At 71.1% G+C, this 20,597-nt stretch carries 19 protein-coding genes; 8 read left to right on the top strand and 11 right to left on the bottom strand.

All coding sequences use genetic code 11. The annotated features are described in order from the left end of the window. Positions 1–434: 434 nt before the first annotated feature. A complete protein-coding gene (locus tag ACLBYE_RS14115; protein ID WP_447694656.1) occupies positions 435–3,680 on the top strand; it encodes a PAS domain S-box protein in 3,246 nt (1,081 codons plus the stop codon). A gap of 264 nt (positions 3,681–3,944) precedes the next feature. Here the strand turns inward: ACLBYE_RS14115 and ACLBYE_RS14110 are convergent, their stop codons facing one another. Further along, positions 3,945–4,601, bottom strand: a complete 657-nt coding sequence (locus ACLBYE_RS14110; RefSeq protein WP_447694655.1) for an antibiotic biosynthesis monooxygenase family protein — start codon at positions 4,599–4,601, stop codon at positions 3,945–3,947. Between the two features lie 27 nt (positions 4,602–4,628). Beyond that, positions 4,629–4,979: a hypothetical protein gene (locus ACLBYE_RS14105; RefSeq protein ID WP_447694654.1), complete on the bottom strand. Its 351-nt coding sequence runs from the start codon at positions 4,977–4,979 to the stop codon at positions 4,629–4,631. A gap of 107 nt (positions 4,980–5,086) precedes the next feature. On the opposite strand from ACLBYE_RS14105, the gene ACLBYE_RS14100 reads away from it, so the two are divergent. After that, on the top strand, positions 5,087–5,782 hold the full coding sequence (locus ACLBYE_RS14100; RefSeq protein WP_447694653.1) for an ArsR/SmtB family transcription factor: 696 nt from the start codon (positions 5,087–5,089) through the stop codon (positions 5,780–5,782). 37 nt (positions 5,783–5,819) lie between these two features. On the opposite strand, the gene ACLBYE_RS14095 is transcribed toward ACLBYE_RS14100, so the two are convergent. Further along, on the bottom strand, positions 5,820–6,485 hold the full coding sequence (locus ACLBYE_RS14095; protein ID WP_447694652.1) for a winged helix-turn-helix transcriptional regulator: 666 nt from the start codon (positions 6,483–6,485) through the stop codon (positions 5,820–5,822). A gap of 79 nt (positions 6,486–6,564) precedes the next feature. On the opposite strand from ACLBYE_RS14095, the gene ACLBYE_RS14090 reads away from it, so the two are divergent. Both ACLBYE_RS14090 and ACLBYE_RS14085 read left to right on the top strand, forming a co-directional pair. Beyond that, a complete protein-coding gene (locus ACLBYE_RS14090; protein WP_447694651.1) occupies positions 6,565–6,993 on the top strand; it encodes a VOC family protein in 429 nt (142 codons plus the stop codon). 38 nt (positions 6,994–7,031) lie between these two features. Then, positions 7,032–7,394 (top strand): DUF1428 domain-containing protein, encoded by a 363-nt coding sequence (locus ACLBYE_RS14085; RefSeq protein WP_447694650.1) that lies wholly within the window; start codon positions 7,032–7,034, stop codon positions 7,392–7,394. A 64-nt stretch (positions 7,395–7,458) separates the two neighbouring features. On the opposite strand, the gene ACLBYE_RS14080 is transcribed toward ACLBYE_RS14085, so the two are convergent. The 3 genes from ACLBYE_RS14080 to ACLBYE_RS14070 all read right to left on the bottom strand — a co-directional run bounded on the left by ACLBYE_RS14080 (position 7,459) and on the right by ACLBYE_RS14070 (position 11,616). Then, positions 7,459–7,881 (bottom strand): DUF2852 domain-containing protein, encoded by a 423-nt coding sequence (locus ACLBYE_RS14080; protein WP_447694649.1) that lies wholly within the window; start codon positions 7,879–7,881, stop codon positions 7,459–7,461. 174 nt (positions 7,882–8,055) lie between these two features. After that, a complete protein-coding gene (locus ACLBYE_RS14075; protein WP_447694648.1) occupies positions 8,056–10,473 on the bottom strand; it encodes an MASE4 domain-containing protein in 2,418 nt (805 codons plus the stop codon). Positions 10,474–10,806: 333 nt separating this feature from the next. Next, on the bottom strand, positions 10,807–11,616 hold the full coding sequence (locus ACLBYE_RS14070) for a GntR family transcriptional regulator (protein WP_447694647.1): 810 nt from the start codon (positions 11,614–11,616) through the stop codon (positions 10,807–10,809). 53 nt (positions 11,617–11,669) lie between these two features. Here ACLBYE_RS14070 and ACLBYE_RS14065 point away from each other — a divergent pair, with 53 nt between their 5' ends. Continuing rightward, positions 11,670–12,599, top strand: a complete 930-nt coding sequence (locus ACLBYE_RS14065; RefSeq protein ID WP_447694646.1) for a ribokinase — start codon at positions 11,670–11,672, stop codon at positions 12,597–12,599. 1 nt (position 12,600) lies between these two features. Here ACLBYE_RS14065 and ACLBYE_RS14060 read toward each other — a convergent pair whose 3' ends face one another. Further along, positions 12,601–13,761 (bottom strand): helix-turn-helix transcriptional regulator, encoded by a 1,161-nt coding sequence (locus ACLBYE_RS14060; RefSeq protein WP_447694645.1) that lies wholly within the window; start codon positions 13,759–13,761, stop codon positions 12,601–12,603. A 260-nt stretch (positions 13,762–14,021) separates the two neighbouring features. Here ACLBYE_RS14060 and ACLBYE_RS14055 point away from each other — a divergent pair, with 260 nt between their 5' ends. Together ACLBYE_RS14055 and ACLBYE_RS14050 are read left to right on the top strand one after the other, a co-directional pair. Further along, the gene (locus ACLBYE_RS14055; RefSeq protein ID WP_447694644.1) at positions 14,022–14,225 is read left to right on the top strand and encodes a hypothetical protein; all 204 of its coding nucleotides are present in this window, start codon (positions 14,022–14,024) and stop codon (positions 14,223–14,225) included. Positions 14,226–14,241: 16 nt separating this feature from the next. Further along, on the top strand, positions 14,242–14,928 hold the full coding sequence (locus ACLBYE_RS14050; protein WP_447694643.1) for a LysE family translocator: 687 nt from the start codon (positions 14,242–14,244) through the stop codon (positions 14,926–14,928). Between the two features lie 152 nt (positions 14,929–15,080). Here ACLBYE_RS14050 and ACLBYE_RS14045 read toward each other — a convergent pair whose 3' ends face one another. The 4 genes from ACLBYE_RS14045 to ACLBYE_RS14030 all read right to left on the bottom strand — a co-directional run bounded on the left by ACLBYE_RS14045 (position 15,081) and on the right by ACLBYE_RS14030 (position 18,907). After that, positions 15,081–15,209: a hypothetical protein gene (locus tag ACLBYE_RS14045; RefSeq protein ID WP_447694642.1), complete on the bottom strand. Its 129-nt coding sequence runs from the start codon at positions 15,207–15,209 to the stop codon at positions 15,081–15,083. Positions 15,210–15,314: 105 nt separating this feature from the next. Continuing rightward, positions 15,315–15,551, bottom strand: coding sequence for a DUF6894 family protein (locus ACLBYE_RS14040; protein WP_447694641.1), 237 nt, complete (start codon positions 15,549–15,551; stop codon positions 15,315–15,317). 141 nt (positions 15,552–15,692) lie between these two features. Next, on the bottom strand, positions 15,693–17,048 hold the full coding sequence (locus ACLBYE_RS14035) for a sigma-54-dependent transcriptional regulator (protein WP_056521335.1): 1,356 nt from the start codon (positions 17,046–17,048) through the stop codon (positions 15,693–15,695). After that, complete coding sequence (locus tag ACLBYE_RS14030) at positions 17,045–18,907, bottom strand: sensor histidine kinase (RefSeq protein ID WP_447694640.1); 1,863 nt, start codon at positions 18,905–18,907, stop codon at positions 17,045–17,047. Before ACLBYE_RS14030 ends, ACLBYE_RS14035 begins: the two co-directional genes overlap by 4 nt. 295 nt (positions 18,908–19,202) lie before the next feature. Between ACLBYE_RS14030 and ACLBYE_RS14025 the strand changes: the two genes are divergently transcribed. Continuing rightward, positions 19,203–20,546, top strand: coding sequence for a dicarboxylate/amino acid:cation symporter (locus tag ACLBYE_RS14025; RefSeq protein WP_447694639.1), 1,344 nt, complete (start codon positions 19,203–19,205; stop codon positions 20,544–20,546). Positions 20,547–20,597 lie beyond the last annotated feature (51 nt).

Below are 20,597 nucleotides of genomic sequence, written 5' to 3'. Positions count from 1 at the left end.
TTGGTCCTGAGGATCGCAAGTCCTTCCGCAAGCGGCCGGTCTCCAAGACAATCATTTCTTCGCAAGAGCGCTTCGGTCGCCCGCGAAGCCACTCGCTTTTCATTTCCTTATCGCTTGCCGCGAGGCAATGGACGTCTGGACCTGCTCCAGGGTCTTGTATGGCTTGCCGTCGAGGACGGAGATCGGCGCGTCGAGCGCTCCCGACGTCTCGATCTCGGCCGGCCCGACAGCTGATCGGGTCGCGACCCTGTAAGGACAGCCGAAGGTTGATGCCGGCGAACATCGTCCCGTATTGAAAGTCCAGGGCGGTGTCCGTTTATCGCATGGCGCGGCGACCACGATTGCCGGGCGCACCGCGGCTGCCGGTCCGGACCGGCGGGCGACCGTGATCTCTCCAAACGGAACCGGCCGGGACTGGATGGCTTGGCCTCCTGATGCACGACTTCGAGGAGACGCCGGCCATTCGGGAGACGGCGAATTCGATCGGCCCGGACGTCGGCGCGATGTCGCGCGCGCAACTCGAGGCGGAGGTGCTGCGCCTGCGCTCGGGGCTGCCGGAGGCAGGGAGCGAGACGGTCGACCGGGAGGTGCGCCCGGTGGACCGGACCGCCGGGCAGGACACGCCAGCGAGCGAGTGGCGCCACCGGGTCGTCATCAACAACGTCAGGGACTTCGCCATCGTCGTCATCGACCGCGACGGCTCGGTCATCGACTGGAACCCCGGCGCCGAGCGGATCTTCGGCTGGACGGCGGAGGAGATGCGCGGGCAGCCCGCCGACCGGATCTTCACGCCCGAGGACTGTGCGGAGGGGCGCCGTAAGGCCGAGCTCCGCCTCGCGACGAGCGAGGGGCGCGCCTCCGTCGAGCGCTGGCACCTCCGCAAGGACGGCAGTCGCGTCTGGACGTCGGGCGAGGTGATGCCGCTGCTCGACGAGGCCGGTGCGCATCGCGGGTTCACCAGGATTGTCCGCGACCGCACGGCCGAGCACGAGGCCGCAAGGTCGATGAGGGAGCGCGAGGCCCACCTCCGGCATACCGTCGAACTGAATCCCCAGGTGCCGTGGACCTGCGACCCGGCCGGCAACATCACCTCATACTCGAACCGCTGGCTGGAACTGACCGGCCAAGCACCCGGCGAACCCGACGGCGCGGGCTGGATGAAGGCCCTGCATCCAGAGGACGTCCCCCACACGGTCGCGGTGTTCTCGGCCTGTCTCGCCTCGGGCGAGCCGGTCGACGTGGACTACCGCATCAACATCGCGGCGGCCGGCACGTACCGCTGGATGCGGGCGCGGGCGCGTCCCCGCCGCGACGGAGCCGGCGCCATCGTGGCTTGGTACGGGGTGGTCGAGGACATCCACGACCGCCGCCTGGCCGAGGCGGCGCTGCAGGAAAGCGAGGCCCGTTACCGGACGCTGTTCGAGACGGTCGAGGTCGGGTTCTGCATCCTCATGATGCGGTTCGACGCGGACGGACGGGCGGTCGATTACCTGATCGAGGAGGCCAATCCGGCCTTCGCCCGGCAGACGGGCGCCGACGTCGCCGGCCGCTGGGTCAGCACGTTCGCGCCCGACCTCGAACGGCACTGGTTCGACAGCTACGGCCGCGTCGCCCTGACCGGGGAACCCGCCCATTTCGAGAACTACGCCGCCGTGTTCGGGCGCTGGTTCGACGTGCGTGCGCACCGGGTCGGGGACCCGCGCGACCAACGCGTCGCGGTGTTCTTCAGCGACATCACCGCGCGCAGGAACGCCGAATTGCTGGCGGAGGCCAGCGCGCGCGAGCTCCGGCTCATCACCGACGCGCTGCCGGTGCTGATCGCGTTCATCGACGCCGGCCACGTCTACCGCTTCGCCAACGAGGCCTACAAGGACTGGTTCTCCGCCCCGCCCGGCGAGGTCGTCGGACGCGATGTCCGCGAGCTGCTGGGCTCGGCCGCCTACGCCGTGCGGCGACCCTTCGTCGACCGGGCGCTCGGAGGTGAGCCCGTCACCTTCGAGACGGACTGGCCGCACCGCGACGGGCGCCACCGCGTCGCCGAGATCCGCTACCTGCCGCGGCGGGATTCCGGCGGCCGCGTCGACGGTTTCCACGTCTTCGTGCAGGACGTGACCGTCCGGGTGCAAACGGAGGCCGACCTCGCCCGCCAGGTCGCCGCCCGGACCGCCGAGCGCGACCAGATCTGGCAGGCCTCGTCCGACCTGCTGTGCGTGGCCAACCTCGACGGCTACTTCGTCGGCCTCAACCCGGCCTGGTCGCGAACCCTCGGGTGGACCGACGCCGAGATGAAGGCGCGGCCGTTCCTCGATTTCGTGCACCCCGACGATGTCGCGTCGACCGTGGCGGCGGCGGGAGGGCTGTCGCGCGGGGAGGCCCAGCTCACGTTCGAGAACCGCTACCGCCGCAAGGACGGCAGCTATGTCTGGCTGTCCTGGAACGCGGTGCCCCGCGACGGGCTGATCTACTCGTCCGTGCGCGACGTGACCGAGATCAAGCAGCAGGCCGAGGCGCTGGCCAAGACGGAAGAGGCTCTGCGGCAGTCGCAGAAGATGGAGGCGGTCGGCCAACTAACCGGCGGCCTCGCGCACGATTTCAACAACCTGCTCGCGGGCATCTCCGGTTCCCTGGAACTGATGCAGACCCGGATGAGCCAGGGGCGGATGGGCGACCTCGACCGCTACATGAGCGTCGCCCAGGGCGCGGCCAAGCGGGCCGCCGCCCTGACGCATCGCCTGCTGGCCTTCTCCCGCCGCCAGACCCTCGACCCCAAGCCCACCAACGTGAACCGCCTCGTCCACGACATGGAGGAGTTGGTCCGGCGCACCGTCGGTCCGGCCGTCCACCTGGAGGTCGTCGGTCTCGCGGGGCTGTGGCCGGCGCTGATCGACCCGGGCCAGCTGGAGAACGCGCTGCTCAACCTGTGCATCAACGCCCGCGACGCGATGCCGGACGGCGGTCGCATCACCATCGAGACCGCCAACAGGTGGATCGACGAGGCCGGCGGCCGCCAGCACGACCTCGCGCCCGGCCAGTACCTCGGCGTCTGCGTGACCGACACCGGCACCGGCATGGCGCCGGACCTGATCGGAAAGGTGTTCGAGCCGTTCTTCACCACCAAGCCCACCGGCGAGGGCACGGGCCTCGGCCTGTCCATGGTCTACGGATTCGCGAAGCAGTCCGGCGGCCAGGTGCGGATCTACTCCGAGGTCGGCGCGGGGACGACGGTCTGCCTCTACCTGCCGCGGCACTACGGCGAGGCCGACGAGGACGCGGTCGCGCGCAGGCTTTCCGAGGTCGAGCAAGCGGGCCAGGGCGAGACGGTGCTGATCGTCGACGACGAGCCCTCGGTGCGCATGCTGGTCACCGAGGTGCTGGAGGACCTGGGCTACACCGCCATCGAGGCCGCCGACAGCGTCGCCGGCCTGAAGGTGCTGCAGTCGGACGTGCGCATCGATCTGCTGGTGACGGATGTCGGCCTGCCGGGGGGCATGAACGGGCGACAGATGGCGGACGCCGGCCGCGAGCGGCGACCGGACCTGAAGGTGCTGTTCATCACCGGGTACGCGGAGAACGCTGTGCTCGGGAACGGCTACCTTCGGCCCGGGATGCAGGTCTTGACCAAGCCGTTCGTGCTGGAGACCCTCGCCTCTCGCATCAAGGACCTCATCGCCGAGACTTGAACCCCCTCGTCCGAAAGGGCCGCGCCCCCAGAGGGCAGCCGACTGCTCGTGCAACGGGAGCGGGCGATCCCTGAGGTTCCGCCGGCGAGGTGACCGCCTCGTGGATCGGTCGCCTCGTCTGTGATCCGGTTCCCCAGGGCCGGTCGCGCACCCGATCGCAGGGCAGGCCGCGGGACGACCGCGTCCTGCCGCCGGGTCGGCAGTCTTGAGACCGATGACGGAGCGACGCCGAAGCCGTTGATGCCCGGTTCTCGTCGTCGGGCCCTATCCCGGGGCTTGCACGGCAGGGTGATATTGTGGGCTCTCACGCCGGTCGAACATCCCGTAGTCGCGGATGATCCGGACAGCTCGGAGGCGAGTGCCCGCGGCCGATGAGACGGCGTTCGCCGCGCCGGCATCTCTCCACGACAGCAGCACCAGCACCTTCCCCGGATTGGTGAAGGAATCGAACGCGTCCCAACTCACCAGCCCCTCGGCCCGCTCGTCGAGACCGAGCATGGCCATGGGGTCGATATCGGCGGGCGTGGGCCGGTCCGCCAACATCGCCTCCGACAGTGTACAGGCCTTGGCTTGGCCGACTTCCGTCTCATCGAGGCGTTGCTCCCGGACCGGATGTCCCGCCGGTGGGTGGGTGTCAGCCAACACCTCGCCGACGCGGAGATGGTAGTCCGCGAACACCTCGGACCGGCCTTTCCCCTGGATCAGGTGATGACCGGCATGAGTGCGCCAGCGGATCACCGACTTCTCGTCCCGCCACGTCGAGTGCGAGAGGACCCAGCCCGGCCGCGTCCGACTCGTGAAGCGCTCGTTGTCGATGAAGCCGTCGATGCCCTCGAGCTCCGGCTTCAGCACGCGCGCGTGCTCCAGATAGGCGTCCTTGCGACCGTCGCCGGGCCGGACTTCGAAGATCACGGAGAACATGGGCTCCTCCCTGGGTGTCGATGCGGTTCAAGCCGGGACCGGCTCACTCAGACATGCGGCGGAGGCTCGCCACAGGGCCCCGCCGCCGGCCTCGAGATGCATCAGATGCGTGCCGCGCCCGAGCTTGATGTCACGCCGGTTCGGGGAGCCGGAAAAGGCATCGAGCAGCCACGCGGCGTCGGCGTCGGTCGTCAGTCCGTCCCACTCACCCCGGAACTGGGGAGACAGCCGGCGAAGGAACAGCTTGAGCCCGGATCGCGGATCGCCGATCCAATGAAGCTCCTCCTTGTCGTCCAACTCATCGGGCGTCATGGGCGTCCCCTTCTGCCGTGGCTGACGATCGGTGGGCACAGACGTGGCGCGGTTCTCCATCTGCACGCCCCCACTCTGATCCAGGGAGCCCGGCCGAGTCAGCTGTAAACGCTTCGGTGCCAGCCGAAGCGTCGTCGGGTGCGGCGGACGTCGAGCGCGTGTAGGTTCGGCTCATGACGCAGGGTCCTGCACTCTCCGAGATCGGCGCGCTCGTCGGAGATCCCAGCCGCGCCAATATCCTGTCGACCTTGGTCGACGGGCGCGCACTGACCGCGACCGAACTGGCCTGGACGGCCGGCGTCGCTCCAGCCACCGCGAGCGAGCACCTGACGAAGCTCGTGGCCGGCGGCCTGCTCACGGTGTCGCGCCAAGGTCGGCACCGATACTTCCGCCTCGCCTCCGCCGAGGTCGCCCGCATGCTCGAGGCCATGATGGTGATCGCGAACCGGGGCGAGCCGGAGGAAGCGTCGCGCCGAGCGACGCCGCGGATTGATCCAGCCTTGCGCGAGGCCCGCACCTGCTACGATCACCTCGCCGGACGGCTCGGCGTCGGGATCGCCGATGCACTGGTCTCACGGGGACTGATCGTCCTGGGCGAGGAGGCGGGTGAGGTGACCGCATCCGGCAGTGCGTGGCTGGCGGCGTTCGGTGTCGAGGTCGAATCAGCCGGACGAACCCGCCGCCTGCTCTGCCGCCCCTGCTTGGACTGGAGCGAGCGGAGACCGCACCTCGCCGGCCGTCTCGGAGCCGCGCTGTGCCGTCGCTGCGAGGATCTCGGGTGGATCGAGCGTCAGCGCGGCGGGCGCGCCATCCGCGTGACCGAGAGGGGAAGACTCGGCTTCGCGAGCGAGTTCGGCTTGGTCGAGTGAAGGTCGGTCGTGATCCGGTCTGCACCCTCCAAAGCGATCAGAACGCCTTCCTCGGCAGGGGAAAAAGTCCGGCGAACCGCTGCACGACGTCCCGGTCCCCCTCCAGCAACACCTGCCCCGACGTCTCCGCGTCGGCGAGCGGCAGGCCGCCGTAGACGATGGCCGCAATGGCCGGCGGTGCGGCGCCGACGACGGCGTCCGCTCCGATCGGATCGGCGCGGGCGGCATGAAGTTCGCCCTCGCTCACCGTGACGCGGAAGGCGTCCTCATCGAACCGGAAGCCGATCGTCGCCTCGAAGCCTGAGGCCTGCGCGGGATCGAACATCGTGCGAAACGACAGCATGAGCGAGGCCGCCGAGAGCGGCAGAGCGGGGTCGTGGGAGGGCGAACGGGCCGCCCAGCGCCCGAGCACCGAGAAGATCGGCTCGGCCTCGTAGCCCCACGGGGTCAGCTCGTAGACCGGCGTCGAGGCCGGCGGCGGCAGAGTCCGCTGTATGACGATGCCCGCCTGCTTCAGACCCTGCAGGCGCTCGGTCAGCACCTTCGCGCTGATGCCGCCGAGCGCCCCTCGGATCGCCCCGAACCGGCGCGGTCCGAACATCAATTCGCGGACGATCAGGAGCGCCCAGCGCTCGCCGAGAAGTTCCAGGCCATGGGCGGCGCCGCAGGCGTCGTCGTACCAGCGGGGTCTCGCAGCCGGCATCGTGGTATCTTTTTGTAACTTCATGGTTGACTTAAGTAACCGATACGGCCAAGCTCGGCAAGCCGTTGAGGAGGCAGCCATGCGCAAGATGATCTTCGTGAACCTGCCCGTCGCCGACGTGGAGCGCGCGGCCGGCTTCTATGGTGCTCTGGGCGCCCAGCGCGACCCGCGCTTCTCGCAGGCCGGGACGGCCGCCGCGATGGTCTTCTCGGACGCCATCGTGGTCATGCTCCTCAGCCACGCCCACTTCGCGAACTTCGCGCCGCGCCCCATCGCCGATGCCCGCGCTGCCAACGAGGTGCTGGTCTGCCTGTCGGAGGAGAGCCGGGCCGCGGTCGATGCGAGCGTGGAGCGCGCCGTCGCCGCCGGCGGCCGCGCCGACCTCCGCCCGCCGCAGGAGATGGGCACGTTCATGTACGGCCGGAACATCGAGGATCCGGATGGCCACGTCGTCGAAGTGATGTGGATGGACCCCGAGGCCATGACGGGAGGGCAGGTTCCGGCCTGAGGGCTCCCCGCCCGCATCCCGACTCGAGGAGGCAACCCATGACCTACGTGAGCGGGTTCGTCACGCCGGTTCCCGACGCGAACCGGGAGGCCTATGTCGCCGCGGCCAGGGCGGCCTGGGCGCTGTTCCGGGAGTACGGCGCGCTCCACCAGATGGAGGCCTGGGGCGACAACGTTCCGGAGGGCGAGCGGACCGATTTCCGGCGGTCCGTCGCCCTGCGCGACGGCGAGAGCGTCGTCCTCGGGTGGATCCTCTGGCCCGACCGGGAAACGGCGGACCGGTGCGAGGCCGCGATGCGGACCGATCCGCGCTTCCGCGATCTGACTATGCCCTTCGACGGGTCGCGGATGATCTTCGGAGGTTTCGCCGCGGTCTTCGAAGCGTCGCGCGGGGCGGCGTAGAGGAGAGGAGGATTCTGATCCTCTACGGCGTGGCCCCGACCCTCCGGTGCAACCTCGAGGCGACCTAGCCTCGTCGATGTTCGGCGTGACCGGCGGTACCGGCGATGTCGACCGCCGTCCCGGATCCCGCGGGATGTTCCGCCACGAAGCGCTCGAAGGTCGCGCGATCCCTGGCGCGCTTCAGCGCGTCGACGAAACCCTCGAAGTCCCGGAGACGCGTTTCGAGGGCACGGCGCTCCCCCTCGATGCGGCCGATCTCGCCGTCGCGCCAGGCGTCGAAGGCCGTGTTGCCGCTGGTCCGGGGCGACGTGAACCGGGGCCGCGCACGGAACACGGCGCCGGGCCCGAGGGACCGGCGCAGCCGTTCGAGTCCCGTCAGGCCGGTCAGCCCGAGATCGCGCCGCACGAGCGCCTGCCGCGCGACGAGGACGAGGGCGGCGAGGCCGCCGACAGAGAGGGCATCGTGGATCCAGGGCATGATGGGCATGGGACAGCTCCTTGCGCGTACCGGCGCCGTTGAGGACGGACGGAGCATGCCGACACGCTGCTGCTGCGGGCTGAACCGGTCGGTTAAGGCCGGGTTAAGCCTTCAGGCCTGTTGACGGACAGCCCGTCCGCGACGCCGCGCGACCGCGGGGCGGAATGCCGTGGGTCCGGGGGTTCAGCCCAGGACGACCCTGAGCTTGTTGGCGAGCTCGTCCCGCTGATAGGGCTTGCTCAAGAGAGGCAGGTCGGCCGGCACCGCGTGTTCGTCGAGCGCCGTGTCTGTGTAGCCGGACGTCAGCAGCACCCGCAGGCCGGGACGCAGGCGCCGGGCCTCGACCGAGAGCTGCACGCCGTTCATGCCACCGGGCATGACGACGTCCGAGAACAGGATGTCGATGCGCTCGGGGCCGCCCAGCCGCTCCAGGGCCTCCGAGGCCCGGGTCGCGGTCAGGGTCCGGTAACCGAGCTCGCCCAGGCTCTCGACCGCCATCTCCAGCACCGCCGGCTCGTCCTCGACCACGAGCACCACCTCGCCCGAGGCCGCCCGCCGCAGCGGGAGGGTGTTGTCCGGCCGGGCCTCGACGGCCCTCTCGGCCGAGCGCGGCAGGTAGAGCTCGACAGAGGTGCCGGCGCCGGGCTCGCTCTTGATCTGCGCGTGCCCTCCGGCCTGCCGCACGAACCCGTAGACCTGGCTGAGGCCGAGCCCCGTTCCCTTGCCGACATCCTTGGTCGTGAAGAACGGCTCGAAGGCGCGGCTGCGCGTGGCGGCGTCCATGCCCTGGCCCGTGTCGGTGACCGAGACGAGCACGTAGGCGCCCGGCCGCAGGTCGGGCCGGTCGGGAATCTCCGCGGCGTCGAGGTGCCCGTTGCAGGTCTTGACCGTCAGGACGCCGCCGTCCGGCATCGCGTCCCGGGCGTTGACCGCGAGGTTCAGCACCGCACTCTCGAACTGTCCCGGATCGAGCCGGACCGGATCGAGGACCGCGTCGAGGTCGAACCGGATCTCGACGGTCTCGCCGACGGCCCGCTTCAGCAGGGCCTGGAAGTCCTTGAGCAGCCGGTTGGGGTTGACGGTCTCGGGCCGGAGCACCTGGCGCCGCGAGAACGACAGCAGCTTCTCGGTGACCTCGGCCCCGCGCCGCGCCGCCGTCATCGCCGACGTGGCCAGCCTCTCGACGCGCTGCGGGTTGTCGGGCTTGCGCACGATCATGTCGAGGTTGCCGACGATGATGGTCAGCAGGTTGTTGAAGTCGTGCGCCACGCCGCCGGTCAACTGGCCGATGGCCTCCATCTTCTGAGCCTGGTTCAGGCGTTCCTCGGCCTCGCGCTGGCGCGTCGTGTCCATCACGACGCCCGCCATGGACCGCGGCTGGCCGCTCCCGTCGCGGTAGACCTTGCCCCGAATCGTGACTGAGCGGGCGGCCCCGTCGTCGGCCCGCCGGATGTGGCAGTCGATGTCGAGGCGGCCCGTCCCGATGGCGGCATCGAACGCCGCCCGCACGGCGTCTCGGTCCTCGGGGACGACGTGCTCGACGAAGGTCCCGACGTCCCATGTCGCGACCGGAGCGCTGTGGCCGAAGATCGCGTCGTGCCTCGGCGACCGGCGCGCGGTGTTGCCACGGAGGTCGAGCTCCCAGTCGCCCATCTCGGCCGCTTCCAGAGCCAGGGCGAGGTTGTCGCGGGCACGCTGCAGCTCCGCCCGCCGGGCCTCCCGGTCCTCGGCGGCGGCCGCGGCCTGGGCGTACAGGAAGTCGACCTCGCGCAGGTACACGCCGAGCAGGATGAAGCCGGCCACGAGGGCTTCCATCCGGCCCGCGAACCATCCGACCGTGCCGCGGGCGGCGCCCGGAAGCGTGACCATGTTGTCGAAGACGAGCAGCAGAAGCGACACGGCCAGCCAGAGCTGGAGCACGGTCCGCAGGCGGGTCTTCCACCACAGCACGGCCAGCGCGATGACGGTCAGGGCGACCACGCCCGGCCCGATGCCGGAGGTGGTGAGCAGCCAGTAATCGTCGCCCTCCACGCATTTCGGCAGGAGGTGGACGTAGCGGACGGCCACCACGCCGGTGAGCGCGGCGGCCGCGACGGTCCCGGCGACGGTGGCCCAGCCGATCCGTCCGGCCTGTCCGCGCGGGGCCTGCGGCGGGCGCTCGTCGCCCTCCAGGAGCGCGTAGGGCAGCGCGAAGAGCGGCGGCCCGAGATGCCAGAAGGTCCAGAGCCACGTCGTGGTGTCCGGCCCCTCGCCGAGGAGCCGACCCTGCGCGAGGACGTTCGGGAACGACAGCATCTGCAGGAAGACGATCAGCGTCACGTAGAGGCTGCCGGCCCCGAGCACGAGCAGCGGCACCGAGCCGATGCGGCGGTACTGCGTGAGGAACAGGTACGTGGTCAGGCCGTAGACCACGATCAGCGCCGATTGGTACACGGGCACGAAGCCCGGCATCGGCGGCATCGGGCGGTTGGCGAACGGCAGCAGCGCGAGGGTGACGGCCCCGAACAGGAGGCTGACGGCGACCGCGAGCCGGCGCTGCGTCCGGCCGGCCCGGGCTGTGGCCAGGGTCGCCAGGGTCGGCGCCGTCGAGGACTCGCTCATCGTGTGCTCCGGACCGAAGCGCGATGGCTGGCTGCGCCGGCTGATCGCTCGCGAGGCATCAGGTGTACCACGGCGCGTCTCGCTGTTCCACGCGAGGCATCGGGGCGTTCTCGACCGATACAAGCGCGAAGCTCGGCCGTCGTTCCGGTGCCGTCGCGGCGGTGGGCGACGGACGGTGGCCTCGGCGGAATCGACTTGCCCGGCGAGAGTGGAGAGTTCTCTTCCTGGAGGAGGCGGGTCCCCGTGGCGGACCGGAAGCGGTTCGAGCGGGGCATCGCCCAGCCCGTCGCACGCACCATACGGAAGCAAGTCCAGTTCGGTCAGCCGGGAATACTACGCGCGCAGATTCAGCCGATAGCGATAGGCATCGCCTCGGAACAGGCCTTCCACGTACTCGATCATCACCGAGTCCTGATTGTAGCTGTGGCGCTTGATCAGCAGGCACGGGAGCGGCTGCTCGAAGGCGAAGATCTCGCACTCGTCCGCCGTCGGCATGGTCGCCTCCACCGTCTGCTCGCAGCGCACGAGGCGGCCGCCCGGGTGCGCGCTCAGGAAGGCGTAGACGGAACCGGAGAGGTCGCCGGTCTCGAGGGCGGGCACGGCGCGGATGTTGTACCAGGCGACCTCGCGCGACATCGGCACGCCGTCGCCGGAGCGAATGCGCGTCAGCCGCAGGAACGGGGCCGTCGAGGGCAGACCGAAGATCGACGCGATCGAGCGGTCCTCGGTGACCGCCCGATCGAGGATGCGCGAGGATGGGATCTTCCCCAGCTCCCGCATCTCCTCCGTGAAGCCCTTGAGCCGGTCCATACCCGGGCGCACGGGCTCGGGGGGACGGCGCACGAGGAAGCCGCAGCGCCCGCGCGGGACGAGCAGCTCGTTGTCGCTGAGCTCGGCATAGGCGCGTTGGACCGTCACGCGGCTGACCCCGAGGCTGTCGGCGAGCTGGCGCTCGGCCGGCAAGGTGACGCCCGGCGGCAGCGAGCCCGACAGGATCAGTTCGCGAAGCTGACCCTCGATCTGCCGGTACAGCGGCATCGCTGTGTCGGCGCGCAGGCGGAGGAGAGAGAGCACCGAGGGACGCTCGCCCTCCGCGAGGTCCGCCTCGACATCACCCTTGCTCGTCCGATTTTTGGGGCGCACGTCCGATCGGCCTCCGGTACAGCTATTCGCATTGTACAGGTTCGGAGCGCTCCATGCGCCTCTTCGTCGTCGGAAGCTTCGTGATCGCCTGCTCGGTCAAGGTCGCGCGGCTGCCGCAGGCGGGCGAGTCCCTCGACGGCTTGGCCTTCCTCGCCGAGCCTGGCGGCAAGGGCTTCAACCTCGCGCTCGCCGCGCACCAGCTCGGCGTCGGTGTGGACGGACTCTTCGCCGTCGGCACGGACGTCTTCTCCCCTATGGTCCGCGCCACCTTCGCGCGGGTCGGATTCTCCGAGGACATGCTGGTGCCGCATGCCGGCTCGACGGGCGCCGGCGTCGCGTTCGTCGACGCGGCCGGCGAGAACTGTCTCGCGGTCTGCCTCGGGGCCAACCTCGCCCTCGGCGCGGAGGACGTCCGAGCCGTCGCCGCCCGGCTCGAGCGAGCGGACCTCGTGGCGGCGACGTTCGAATCGCCGGACGCCTCGATCCGAGCGGCGTTCGCGCTCGCTCGGCAGGCGGGCATCCCCACGCTGCTGAATCCTTCCCCGATGCGCGCCATCGACCCGGCAATCCTGGCCGATACCGCGATCCTCGTCGTCAATGCGGTCGAGGCCGCCGATCTCGGCCTCGGAACTCCCGACGCCATCGCGGACGCCACGGCCGCGACGCCGGCGATCGCCGCCCTGCTCTCCGGAGGCCTCGAACTGCTGGTCGTGACCCTGGGAGAGCGCGGCGCGGTGGCGTTCCGTCCTGGACTGCCCCCCCTACGCCAGCCGGCCTTCGCGGTAGCGGCGGTCGACACGGTCGGCGCGGGGGACGCGTTCACGGCCGGGCTGATCGCGGGCCTGCTCGCGGGCGAGCCCCTCGACGCGACCCTGCGGCAGGCCGCGGCCTGCGGTGCGCTGACGACCTGCCAGTTCGGGGCCTTCGACGCCTTTCCGACCGCGCAGGTGTTGGCCGCCTTCCTGCGCGACGCCGACACGTGATTCACGCCGCGCCCAGGCGCTTCGTCGTCTGCCCGCTGAAGAGGGCGAGCGACGTGACGATGCTCAGCAAGTCGGCCTGCCGCTTCGTCCCGGTCTTGTTGAAGATCGAGTTGAGCTGGGTGCGGACGGTGCTTGTCTGGACGCCGACGCTCTCGGCGTAGCTCTGCAGACGCGAGCCTCCGGCGAGCGCCTGGAGCAACCGCGCCTCCGCCGGCGTCAGGTCGAACAGCATGTTCAGCAGGCCGTCGTCCGGAACCGCCCGCGCGCCGACATGCACGAGAACGAGGAGCACCGCCGAGGCGCCGAAGACGTCGCCGGGGCGCTGCTTCAGGCGCATGATATGAGCGATCTGAGGACGGTGATCGGAGTAGCTGCGCACCGGCATCGTCTGCGCCGCGCGCCGGCCGCCGACGACGTTGCCGATCGCGTCCTGCAGCAGCTTGCTGTTGATCAGGCTCTTGAAGAGCTGGCCGCCGTGCTGGCCGGGGGGCAGGACCTCCTCCCGCTCCTGCAGACGGGCATTCATGGTCAGCACCCGCCCCGAGGCCGACAGAACGGCGGCGGGGAGTCCGATCTGACTGAGCGTCGCGGTCGTGACGCGGCCGCGCTCGCAGCTGAACTGGGCGCTGAGCTCGCAGGCGCGCACGAGGTGGGGCCGCAAGGCGTCCAGTCCGGGCAGGACGGAGGCCTCATGGGGGCCGGTCTGAGCCCGCCGTTCGGCGGTCACGATCGCGATGTCGCCTGTCGAGAGGGGGATCGTTGTGCCCACCTGCCAGAACGGCCTGTCGCCTTCGCGGGGCCAGCCTTCGTAAGAGGCCGGCACGAGATCGACGTCGCGCGTGAAGCCCGCCTGGGCGTCGGTGCGCCACGGCGCCATCCGACCGCTGCTGCGCCCCGCGCCGGTGTGATGGCCGAGGCGCTGCTCCAGGGCCGGCGAGGCGATCCAGCGGGAGGTCCCGACCGGCGGGAGCACCGTGAGCACGGCGCCGTCCGAGTTCGCCATATCGCCGATTGACTGGAGGACGTCGGGCCAGAGTTCCGGCGTGCCCGCAGCCTCGTAGATCCGGTCGATAAGCGCTTCCCGCATTGGCACGTCCCGCGACGATTCCTCTGACCGCGGTAATACCAATACCAGTCCAAAACCGGCAGTTGCATCCTTCAAACAGAGGATGCCGTCCGCGAGGGACGGTGCGCCGGGGGCCGTTCCGACGGATTCACCGCCCCCCGGCCCCGGACTCGCGGCGTCGACACGGCCGCCCGGGCCGCCGGCGCGGCGGTGTAAATGCCTGGCGTTACGGTGCTTTGTCGCCCGACCGGGACGCCGGCGGCGAGCGCGGCGCGGCGCCGGCGGCGCCATCCGCCGAACAGAGGATGCCAGGGTTTCGGCCCTCCCTAGTGTGTCGACGCGAGGGAGGAACAGCCATGAAAACAGTCGTCGCCACCGCCGTGGTCGTCTTGTTCTGCGTCGGCGCCCGGGCCGACGAGCTGAACGACATGCCGGACATCGCGTGTGCCCAAGCGTCGTCCGCCGTGGAGCGCGATCACATCGGGTGCCCGGGCACCGACAAGCCGGCCGCGGAGTCCCGGGCGGCCGCCTCGCCCCTCGACCGCGCGGAAGACGACTGACCGGACCCCCGGTGCCATGAGCGTCGTCGCCACGGCACTGCTCACCGGCGCGAGTCTCGGTCTGTCCATCGCCGCGCCCATCGGGCCGACGAGCCTGCTGTGCGTTCAGCGAACGCTGTCAGGCGGCCTGTCGACCGGCCTCGCCACTGGGCTCGGTGTCGCCACCGTGCACCTGACATACGGGAGTCTCGTCATGCGCTGGGGCGCGGAGCTCGCCGCGGTGTGGTCGAACGGCGCCGTTCTCTCCCTGATCTCGGGCGCGGTGCTGCTCGCGCTCGCGGTCCGGGTGCTTCGCAGCGTCTCGGTGCTGCAGGAGGGCCGCGCGTGCCGCGACACCCTGGCGGTGAGCTACGGCAGCGCGGTCGTGCTGGCCCTGACGAATCCGGTCACCCCCGTGCTGTTCCTGGCCGCGATGCCGGCCTTCCTCGAGCGCGGGACGGCGCCGTTCCCGGTTCTGGCGGCCGGTGTCTTCGTCGGCTCGTTCGGCTGGTGGGTGGTGCTCAACACCGGGGTGTCCCTGTTCCGGCGCTGCGTGACCAGCCGGGTTCTGAATCGGATGAACAAGGCCGCGGGCCTTCTCCTCGTCCTCCTGGCGCTGAGCTTGCTCGTTCGGGGACTGGACGGTGGCACGGCGGCCCGTTCCAGCAGCGGGAGCGTGATCGGGGTGTCGGGCGCGGGCGTCCGAGCGCCGAGCCGGCTCTGAGCCGCCGCGCAGCGCGGGACGCGATCTCGCCCCGGCTCGCAGCGCGGTCGACAGCGTGGCCGCCCCGGCCGTGCCGGCGGTGATGCCGCGGACCGGATCCGGAGAGCCCGCCCGTCAGGAGCGTCGGAGGCGTAAGGTGGGCGCGGGCCGCGTCACTGCCTGCCGGGCGCGGTGCCGTGGACGGCGTTTCGCCACGCCTCCGCGCCGCCTGCCTGGTGCCAGAGCCACGCCGTCGCTGCCACCCAGGGGCCACCAATCAGGATGAAGGCGATCAGACCCATGTCGTCCCTCCTCGGCTAGGGGACGCCAGCGTACGCCAAATCGACGCGAACGCCAGGTGGACTTGCCGGGCCGCGCGCGCCGGGGTCGCTCGGCGTCGCGGCCCGTCAGCCGACGGGGCCGGCATCGAGCGACACGCGGAAGCGCATCCGCACCACGCCCGTGTCGTCGCGGACCGCCGCGATGTAATCCTGGCGCCCGGGCCGGTCGGAGAGCCCCTGCGCGATCCGCGTCATGATCTTCACGGCCTGCGACCGGGCGGCTTCGAGACCGGGCAGTTCGTAGCCGTCCTTGTCGCGGACGAGTTCGGTTCCGTCGTGCAGGTCGATGAAGAAGCGGGGCATGGGCGGCTCGGCGGGTGATCCGTCCGCCACGCTAAGCAGTTTCCGCACCGGCCCGCGTACCCCTTTTCGGCATGCCGCCGTCGCGGCGCTCCCGTGATCGCGCCGGGACCGCCGGTGGCTCGGGACGGGCCGGGGACGGCCCTAGCGGTAGTCGCCCGGGGTCAGACCGTGCCGGGCCATCTTGTCGTAGAGGGTCTTGCGCGGCAGGCCGAGGGCTTCCGCGGCGGCGCGGACATCGCCGCCGGCCATGATCAGCTCGTCGCGGATCAGCTGCCGCTCGAACCGATCGACCTGATCGGTGAGGCTGGCGGCGGCCCTCTCGGCGGCGGGCTGCGCCGCCGCCGCGAGGCCCAGCGCGCAGCGCTCGGCGAAGTGGCCGAGCTCGCGGACGTTGCCGGGCCAGGCGTGGCGGCGCAGGTGCTCGCGGATCGCCGGCGTGACGGGCGGCACCGGGCGCCCGAACTTCTCCGCGGCGCGGCGCAGGAAGTGCTGGAACAGCAGCAGCACGTCCTCCCCGCGGTCGCGCAGGGGCGGGATCGCGATCGTGATGACGTTGAGCCGGTGATAGAGGTCGTCGCGGAAGGTGCCCTGCGCGGCCGCCTGCCCGAGATCGACCTTCGTGGCGGCGACCACGCGCATGTCGACCGGGCGCACCTCGTTGGTGCCGAGCGGTTCCACGGTGCGCTCCTGGAGGACGCGGAGGAGCTTGACCTGCAGCGGCAGCGGCATGCTCTCGATCTCGTCGAGGAAGAGCGTGCCGCCCTGCGCGTGCTCGATGCGGCCGACCCGGCGCTTGAGGGCTCCGGTGAAGGCGCCGGCCTCGTGGCCGAACAGCTCGCTCTCGACCACGCTGTCGGGCAGCGCCCCGCAATTCATGGCCACGAGGTTCCGCTCCGCGCGGCGGCTCCACCGGTGCAGGGCGCCGGCCACGACCTCCTTGCCGGACCCGGTCTCGCCGAACACCAGCACGTCGACGTCGGCCTGCGCCACCTCGCGCACCAGGGCGCGCAGGCCCACGATCTCCGGGGAGGTCCCGAGGAAAGCCGGATCCTCCTCGATCGCCGCGTCCAGCCGCGCCCGCAGCGCCCGGTTCTCGATCACCAGCCGCCGCCGCTCCAGCGCCCGGCGCACGGACACGACGAGCGCCTCGGCGGGATAGGGCTTGGCCAGGAAGTCGTAGGCCCCGTCCTGCATGGCGGCCACCGCCATGCGGATGTCCCCGTGGCCGGTGATCAGGATGACCGGCAGGTCGGGGTCGACCCGGCGCAGCCGCGTCAGGAGGGCGACGCCGTCGAGCCCCGGCAGCCGCACGTCGGTGACCACCACGCCGGGCGGCGCGGCCAGGATCGCCGCGAGCGCCGGCTCGGCGGCCGCGAAGGCCTCGACGGCGAAGCCTTCGAGCTCCAGGCTCTGGCCGTTGGCCCGGCGCACGTCGGCCTCGTCGTCGATGAAGACGACGCGCTCGGTCCCCGCCTGCGCGTCCGCCGGTCCGCTCACGGTGTCGCTCCCACGGGCTTGCCCACGTTCGGGACCGCGTCCGCCGCCCGGATCATCTCCATCCGGAAGACCGTCCCGGCGCCGTCGCCGCCGGCCAGGATCAGGTTCCCGCCGCAATCCTCCACGATCCCGCGGGATATGGCGAGGCCCAGGCCGAGGCCGTCCGCCTTGGTCGTGAAGAAGGCGTCGAAGATCTGGCCGCGCAGCTCCGCGGGGATCCCGGGCCCGGTATCGGTCACCTCGATCGCGACGCGCTCGTCGCCCTCGACGAGGTGCAGGCTGACGCGGGCCCCGTCGCGACCCGCCACGGCGTCGACGGCGTTCTGCAGCAGGTTGACCAGGACCTGCTCCAGCCGCGGGCCGTCCCCGAGGACGCGCAGATCCGGGGCGGGCCGGTCGGCCTCCAGCGGGACGTGCAGCGCGGCGGCGCGCGCCGCCACGAGCTCCAGCGCGTTCGCCACCACCTCACGCAGGGAAACCGGTTCCCGCCGCGGCGAGGCGCGGCGGGCGAAGCCCTTGAGTTGCCGGGTGAGGCCGGCGATGCGGTCGGTGAGCCGCCCGATGGCGGCGGCATTCTCGGCCGCGTCCTCGCCCCGCCCGCGGCGGATCAGGATCGCGGCATTGTCCGCGTAGGAGCGGATCGCCGCCAGCGGCTGGTTGATCTCGTGGGCCATGCTGGCCGCGAACTGGCCCAGCGCCGCGAGCCGGCCGGCCTGCGCCAGTTCGCGGCCGAGGCGCTCGCGCTCGGCCTCGGCGCGCTGCCGCTCCGCGATCTCGGCGCGCAGCTGGGCATTGGTCTCCCGCAGCGCCCGCGTCCGCGCCTCGACGCTCGATTCCAGCTCCGCCCGGCGCGCCGCGGCCTCGGCGAGCCGCGCCCGGGTCCGGCGGCCGCGATCGGTGAGCGCGAAGATCCCGTAGCCGGCGAATGCCGTGACGAGGGCCGCGATGATCCAGGCCTGCAGGCGTTCCCGCTCGACGGCGGTGCCGAGCGGCGTCAGCGTCCGCAGCTGCCAGTCCGTGCCCGGTACGGGCGCCTGCGACAGGATCGCGCTCCAGGCCGGCAGCGACCCGCGCCCGACCCGCACCACGTCCGGCTCGCCCGCGACCGGATGGAGCGGCAGGCGCTCCAGGCGGGCGGTGCCGAATTCCTGTCCGGCCTCGATCCGGGCGCGCTCGGCCGCGTCGACGGCGTTGAGCGTGTCGAAGCGCCAGCCCGGCTCGCTGGTGACGAGGACGATGCCCCGGGCGTCGGTGACGAAGGTGACCTCGCGGGCGGCCCGCCACGCCGATTCGACGGCGTCGAACTCGACCTTCACCACGACGACCCCGCTCCCGGCCCCGATCCGGCGCGCGAGGTACAGGCCCGGCCGGCCGCTGACTGTGCCGAGGGCGAACTGGGAGCCGGCCCCGCCGGCCAGGGCCTGCTTGAAATAGGGGCGGAACCCGTAGTCCCGGCCGACGAAGCTGCGATCCTCGCCCGCGTTGCTCGCCGCGACCGTGAGTCCGTCGGCGCGGATGATGTAGATGACCGCCGAACCGGTGGCGGCGGCGACCTGGGCGAGCCGCCGGTCGACGCGGTCCAGGAGGTCGCGCCCGGGATCGGGACCGACCGCGGCGGCGACCTCGGGGTCGGCCGCGAGCGCCAGCGGCAGGGACGCCTGCTTCTGCATCTCCGCGAGCAGGACGCCGACCTGGAGGCCGATCGCCGAGCGGGCGCCGCGCCGCAGGTCCGAGAGGGCCCAGCGCTCCGCGGCGCGCCCGGCGAGCCACGCCGTCACGAGGATCGCGCAGAGCCCGACCACGACGGCGACACCCCGGCGCGATGGGGGGCGGTCGCCGGAGGGCGGGTGCCCGCTCACCGGCCGAGGGCCGGTGCGGAGATCCGGACCGTTCCGGCCGGCGGCGTGCGGGAATCCGCAAGACCACCCGCCGCCCCGCCGGGAGCCTGCTGAAAAAAAGCTATCTCCAGCAGGTGGTTAAAGAAATGTAGCGGCCGTCGGTCAATTGGCATGCCGGTTGCCATTCTCGTCACGAAACGCAGCCATGTCGTCAGAGAACGGCTGCGCGCCGGAAGGCCAACAGCAAGCGCGGACACCGCCGGGACACCCCGACGCGAGCCGCCCCACCCGAAACCTACGACAGGGAGAACGCCCGATGGCTGCCGTACCGTCACCACTCACCGCCCCGCATCCGCCCGCCAAATCGAAGCCGCTGTACCGGACCCTGTACTTCCAGGTCCTGGTCGCCGTCGCGATCGGCATCCTGCTCGGCCATTTCTACCCGCAGCTCGGCGCCGAGTTGAAGCCGCTGGGCGACGCCTTCATCAAGCTCGTCAAGATGATCATCGCCCCGGTGATCTTCCTGACCGTCGTCTCCGGCATCGCCGGGATGACCAACCTCGAGAAGGTCGGTCGGGTCGGCGGCAAGGCGCTGATCTACTTCCTAACGTTCTCGACGCTGGCGCTGATCGTCGGCCTCGTCGTCGCCAACGTGCTCCAGCCGGGCAACGGCCTGCACATCGATCCGAAGTCGCTCGATCCGAAGGCGGTCGCCACCTACGCCGGCAAGGCGAAGGAGCAGAGCATCGTCGACTTCCTGATGAACATCATCCCCACGACGGCGGTCGGCGCCTTCGCGGGCGGTGAGATCCTGCAGGTGCTGTTCTTCTCGGTGCTGTTCGGCTTCGGCCTCGCCTTCCTGGGCGACCGCGGCAAGCCGGTGCTCGACATCATCAAGGTCCTGTCCGAGGCGATCTTCGGCGTCGTCAACATCATCATGGAGGTCGCCCCGATCGGCGCCTTCGGCGCGATGGCGTTCACGATCGGCAAGTACGGGATCAGCTCGCTCGCCAACCTCGCCTACCTCGTCGGCGCCTTCTACCTGACGTCGGCGATCTTCGTGCTGGTCGTTCTCGGGGCGGTCGCCCGCTACAACGGCTTCTCGATCATCAAGCTCATCCGTTACATCAAGGAAGAGCTGCTCCTCGTGCTCGGCACGTCGTCCTCCGAGTCGGCACTGCCCTCGCTGCTGGAGAAGATGGAGCGGGCCGGCTGCTCGAAGCCGGTCGTCGGCCTCGTGGTGCCCACGGGCTACTCGTTCAACCTCGACGGCACCAACATCTACATGACCATGGCGGCGCTGTTCATCGCGCAGGCGACCGACACGCCGCTGAGCTACGGTGAGCAGGCGCTGCTGCTGCTCGTCGCCATGCTGTCGTCCAAGGGCGCCGCCGGCGTCACCGGCTCGGGCTTCATCACCCTGGCGGCGACGCTCGCCGTGGTGCCCTCCGTGCCGGTGGTCGGCATGGCGCTGATCCTCGGCGTCGACCGCTTCATGTCGGAGTGCCGCGCGCTGACCAACTTCATCGGCAACGCGGTGGCCTGCATCGTGGTGGCGCGCTGGGAGAACGAGGTCGACGAGGCCAAGCTTGCCGCGGCCCTGTCCGGCCAGACCATGGCGCCGCTCGCGCCCGCGCCGGCCCTCCAGCCGGCCGAGTGAGCCCTCGACGTTCCCGGGCCCCCGGGCCCCACGCCCCCCCACCCCGGGGGG

The organism is Methylobacterium sp. A52T (genome assembly GCF_053346095.1).
The sequence above is the reverse complement of the archived record's forward strand: the minus strand, read 5'-3'. Positions and strand labels throughout refer to the sequence as shown.

Bases quoted from the DNA above. Each gene is read 5' to 3' on its own strand.
- ACLBYE_RS14100 (WP_447694653.1), top strand. From the start codon at position 5,087: ATGACGCAGGGTCCTGCACTCTCCGAGATCGGCGCGCTCGTCGGAGAT.
- ACLBYE_RS14040 (WP_447694641.1), bottom strand. From the start codon at position 15,551: ATGCCCCGCTTCTTCATCGACCTGCACGACGGAACCGAACTCGTCCGC.
- ACLBYE_RS14025 (WP_447694639.1), top strand. From the start codon at position 19,203: ATGGCTGCCGTACCGTCACCACTCACCGCCCCGCATCCGCCCGCCAAA.
- ACLBYE_RS14115 (WP_447694656.1), top strand. From the start codon at position 435: ATGCACGACTTCGAGGAGACGCCGGCCATTCGGGAGACGGCGAATTCG.
- ACLBYE_RS14085 (WP_447694650.1), top strand. From the start codon at position 7,032: ATGACCTACGTGAGCGGGTTCGTCACGCCGGTTCCCGACGCGAACCGG.
- ACLBYE_RS14095 (WP_447694652.1), bottom strand. From the start codon at position 6,485: ATGCCGGCTGCGAGACCCCGCTGGTACGACGACGCCTGCGGCGCCGCC.
- ACLBYE_RS14090 (WP_447694651.1), top strand. From the start codon at position 6,565: ATGCGCAAGATGATCTTCGTGAACCTGCCCGTCGCCGACGTGGAGCGC.
- ACLBYE_RS14065 (WP_447694646.1), top strand. From the start codon at position 11,670: ATGCGCCTCTTCGTCGTCGGAAGCTTCGTGATCGCCTGCTCGGTCAAG.
- ACLBYE_RS14075 (WP_447694648.1), bottom strand. From the start codon at position 10,473: ATGAGCGAGTCCTCGACGGCGCCGACCCTGGCGACCCTGGCCACAGCC.
- ACLBYE_RS14110 (WP_447694655.1), bottom strand. From the start codon at position 4,601: ATGTTCTCCGTGATCTTCGAAGTCCGGCCCGGCGACGGTCGCAAGGAC.
- ACLBYE_RS14050 (WP_447694643.1), top strand. From the start codon at position 14,242: ATGAGCGTCGTCGCCACGGCACTGCTCACCGGCGCGAGTCTCGGTCTG.
- ACLBYE_RS14055 (WP_447694644.1), top strand. From the start codon at position 14,022: ATGAAAACAGTCGTCGCCACCGCCGTGGTCGTCTTGTTCTGCGTCGGC.
- ACLBYE_RS14045 (WP_447694642.1), bottom strand. From the start codon at position 15,209: ATGGGTCTGATCGCCTTCATCCTGATTGGTGGCCCCTGGGTGGCAGCG.
- ACLBYE_RS14080 (WP_447694649.1), bottom strand. From the start codon at position 7,881: ATGCCCATCATGCCCTGGATCCACGATGCCCTCTCTGTCGGCGGCCTC.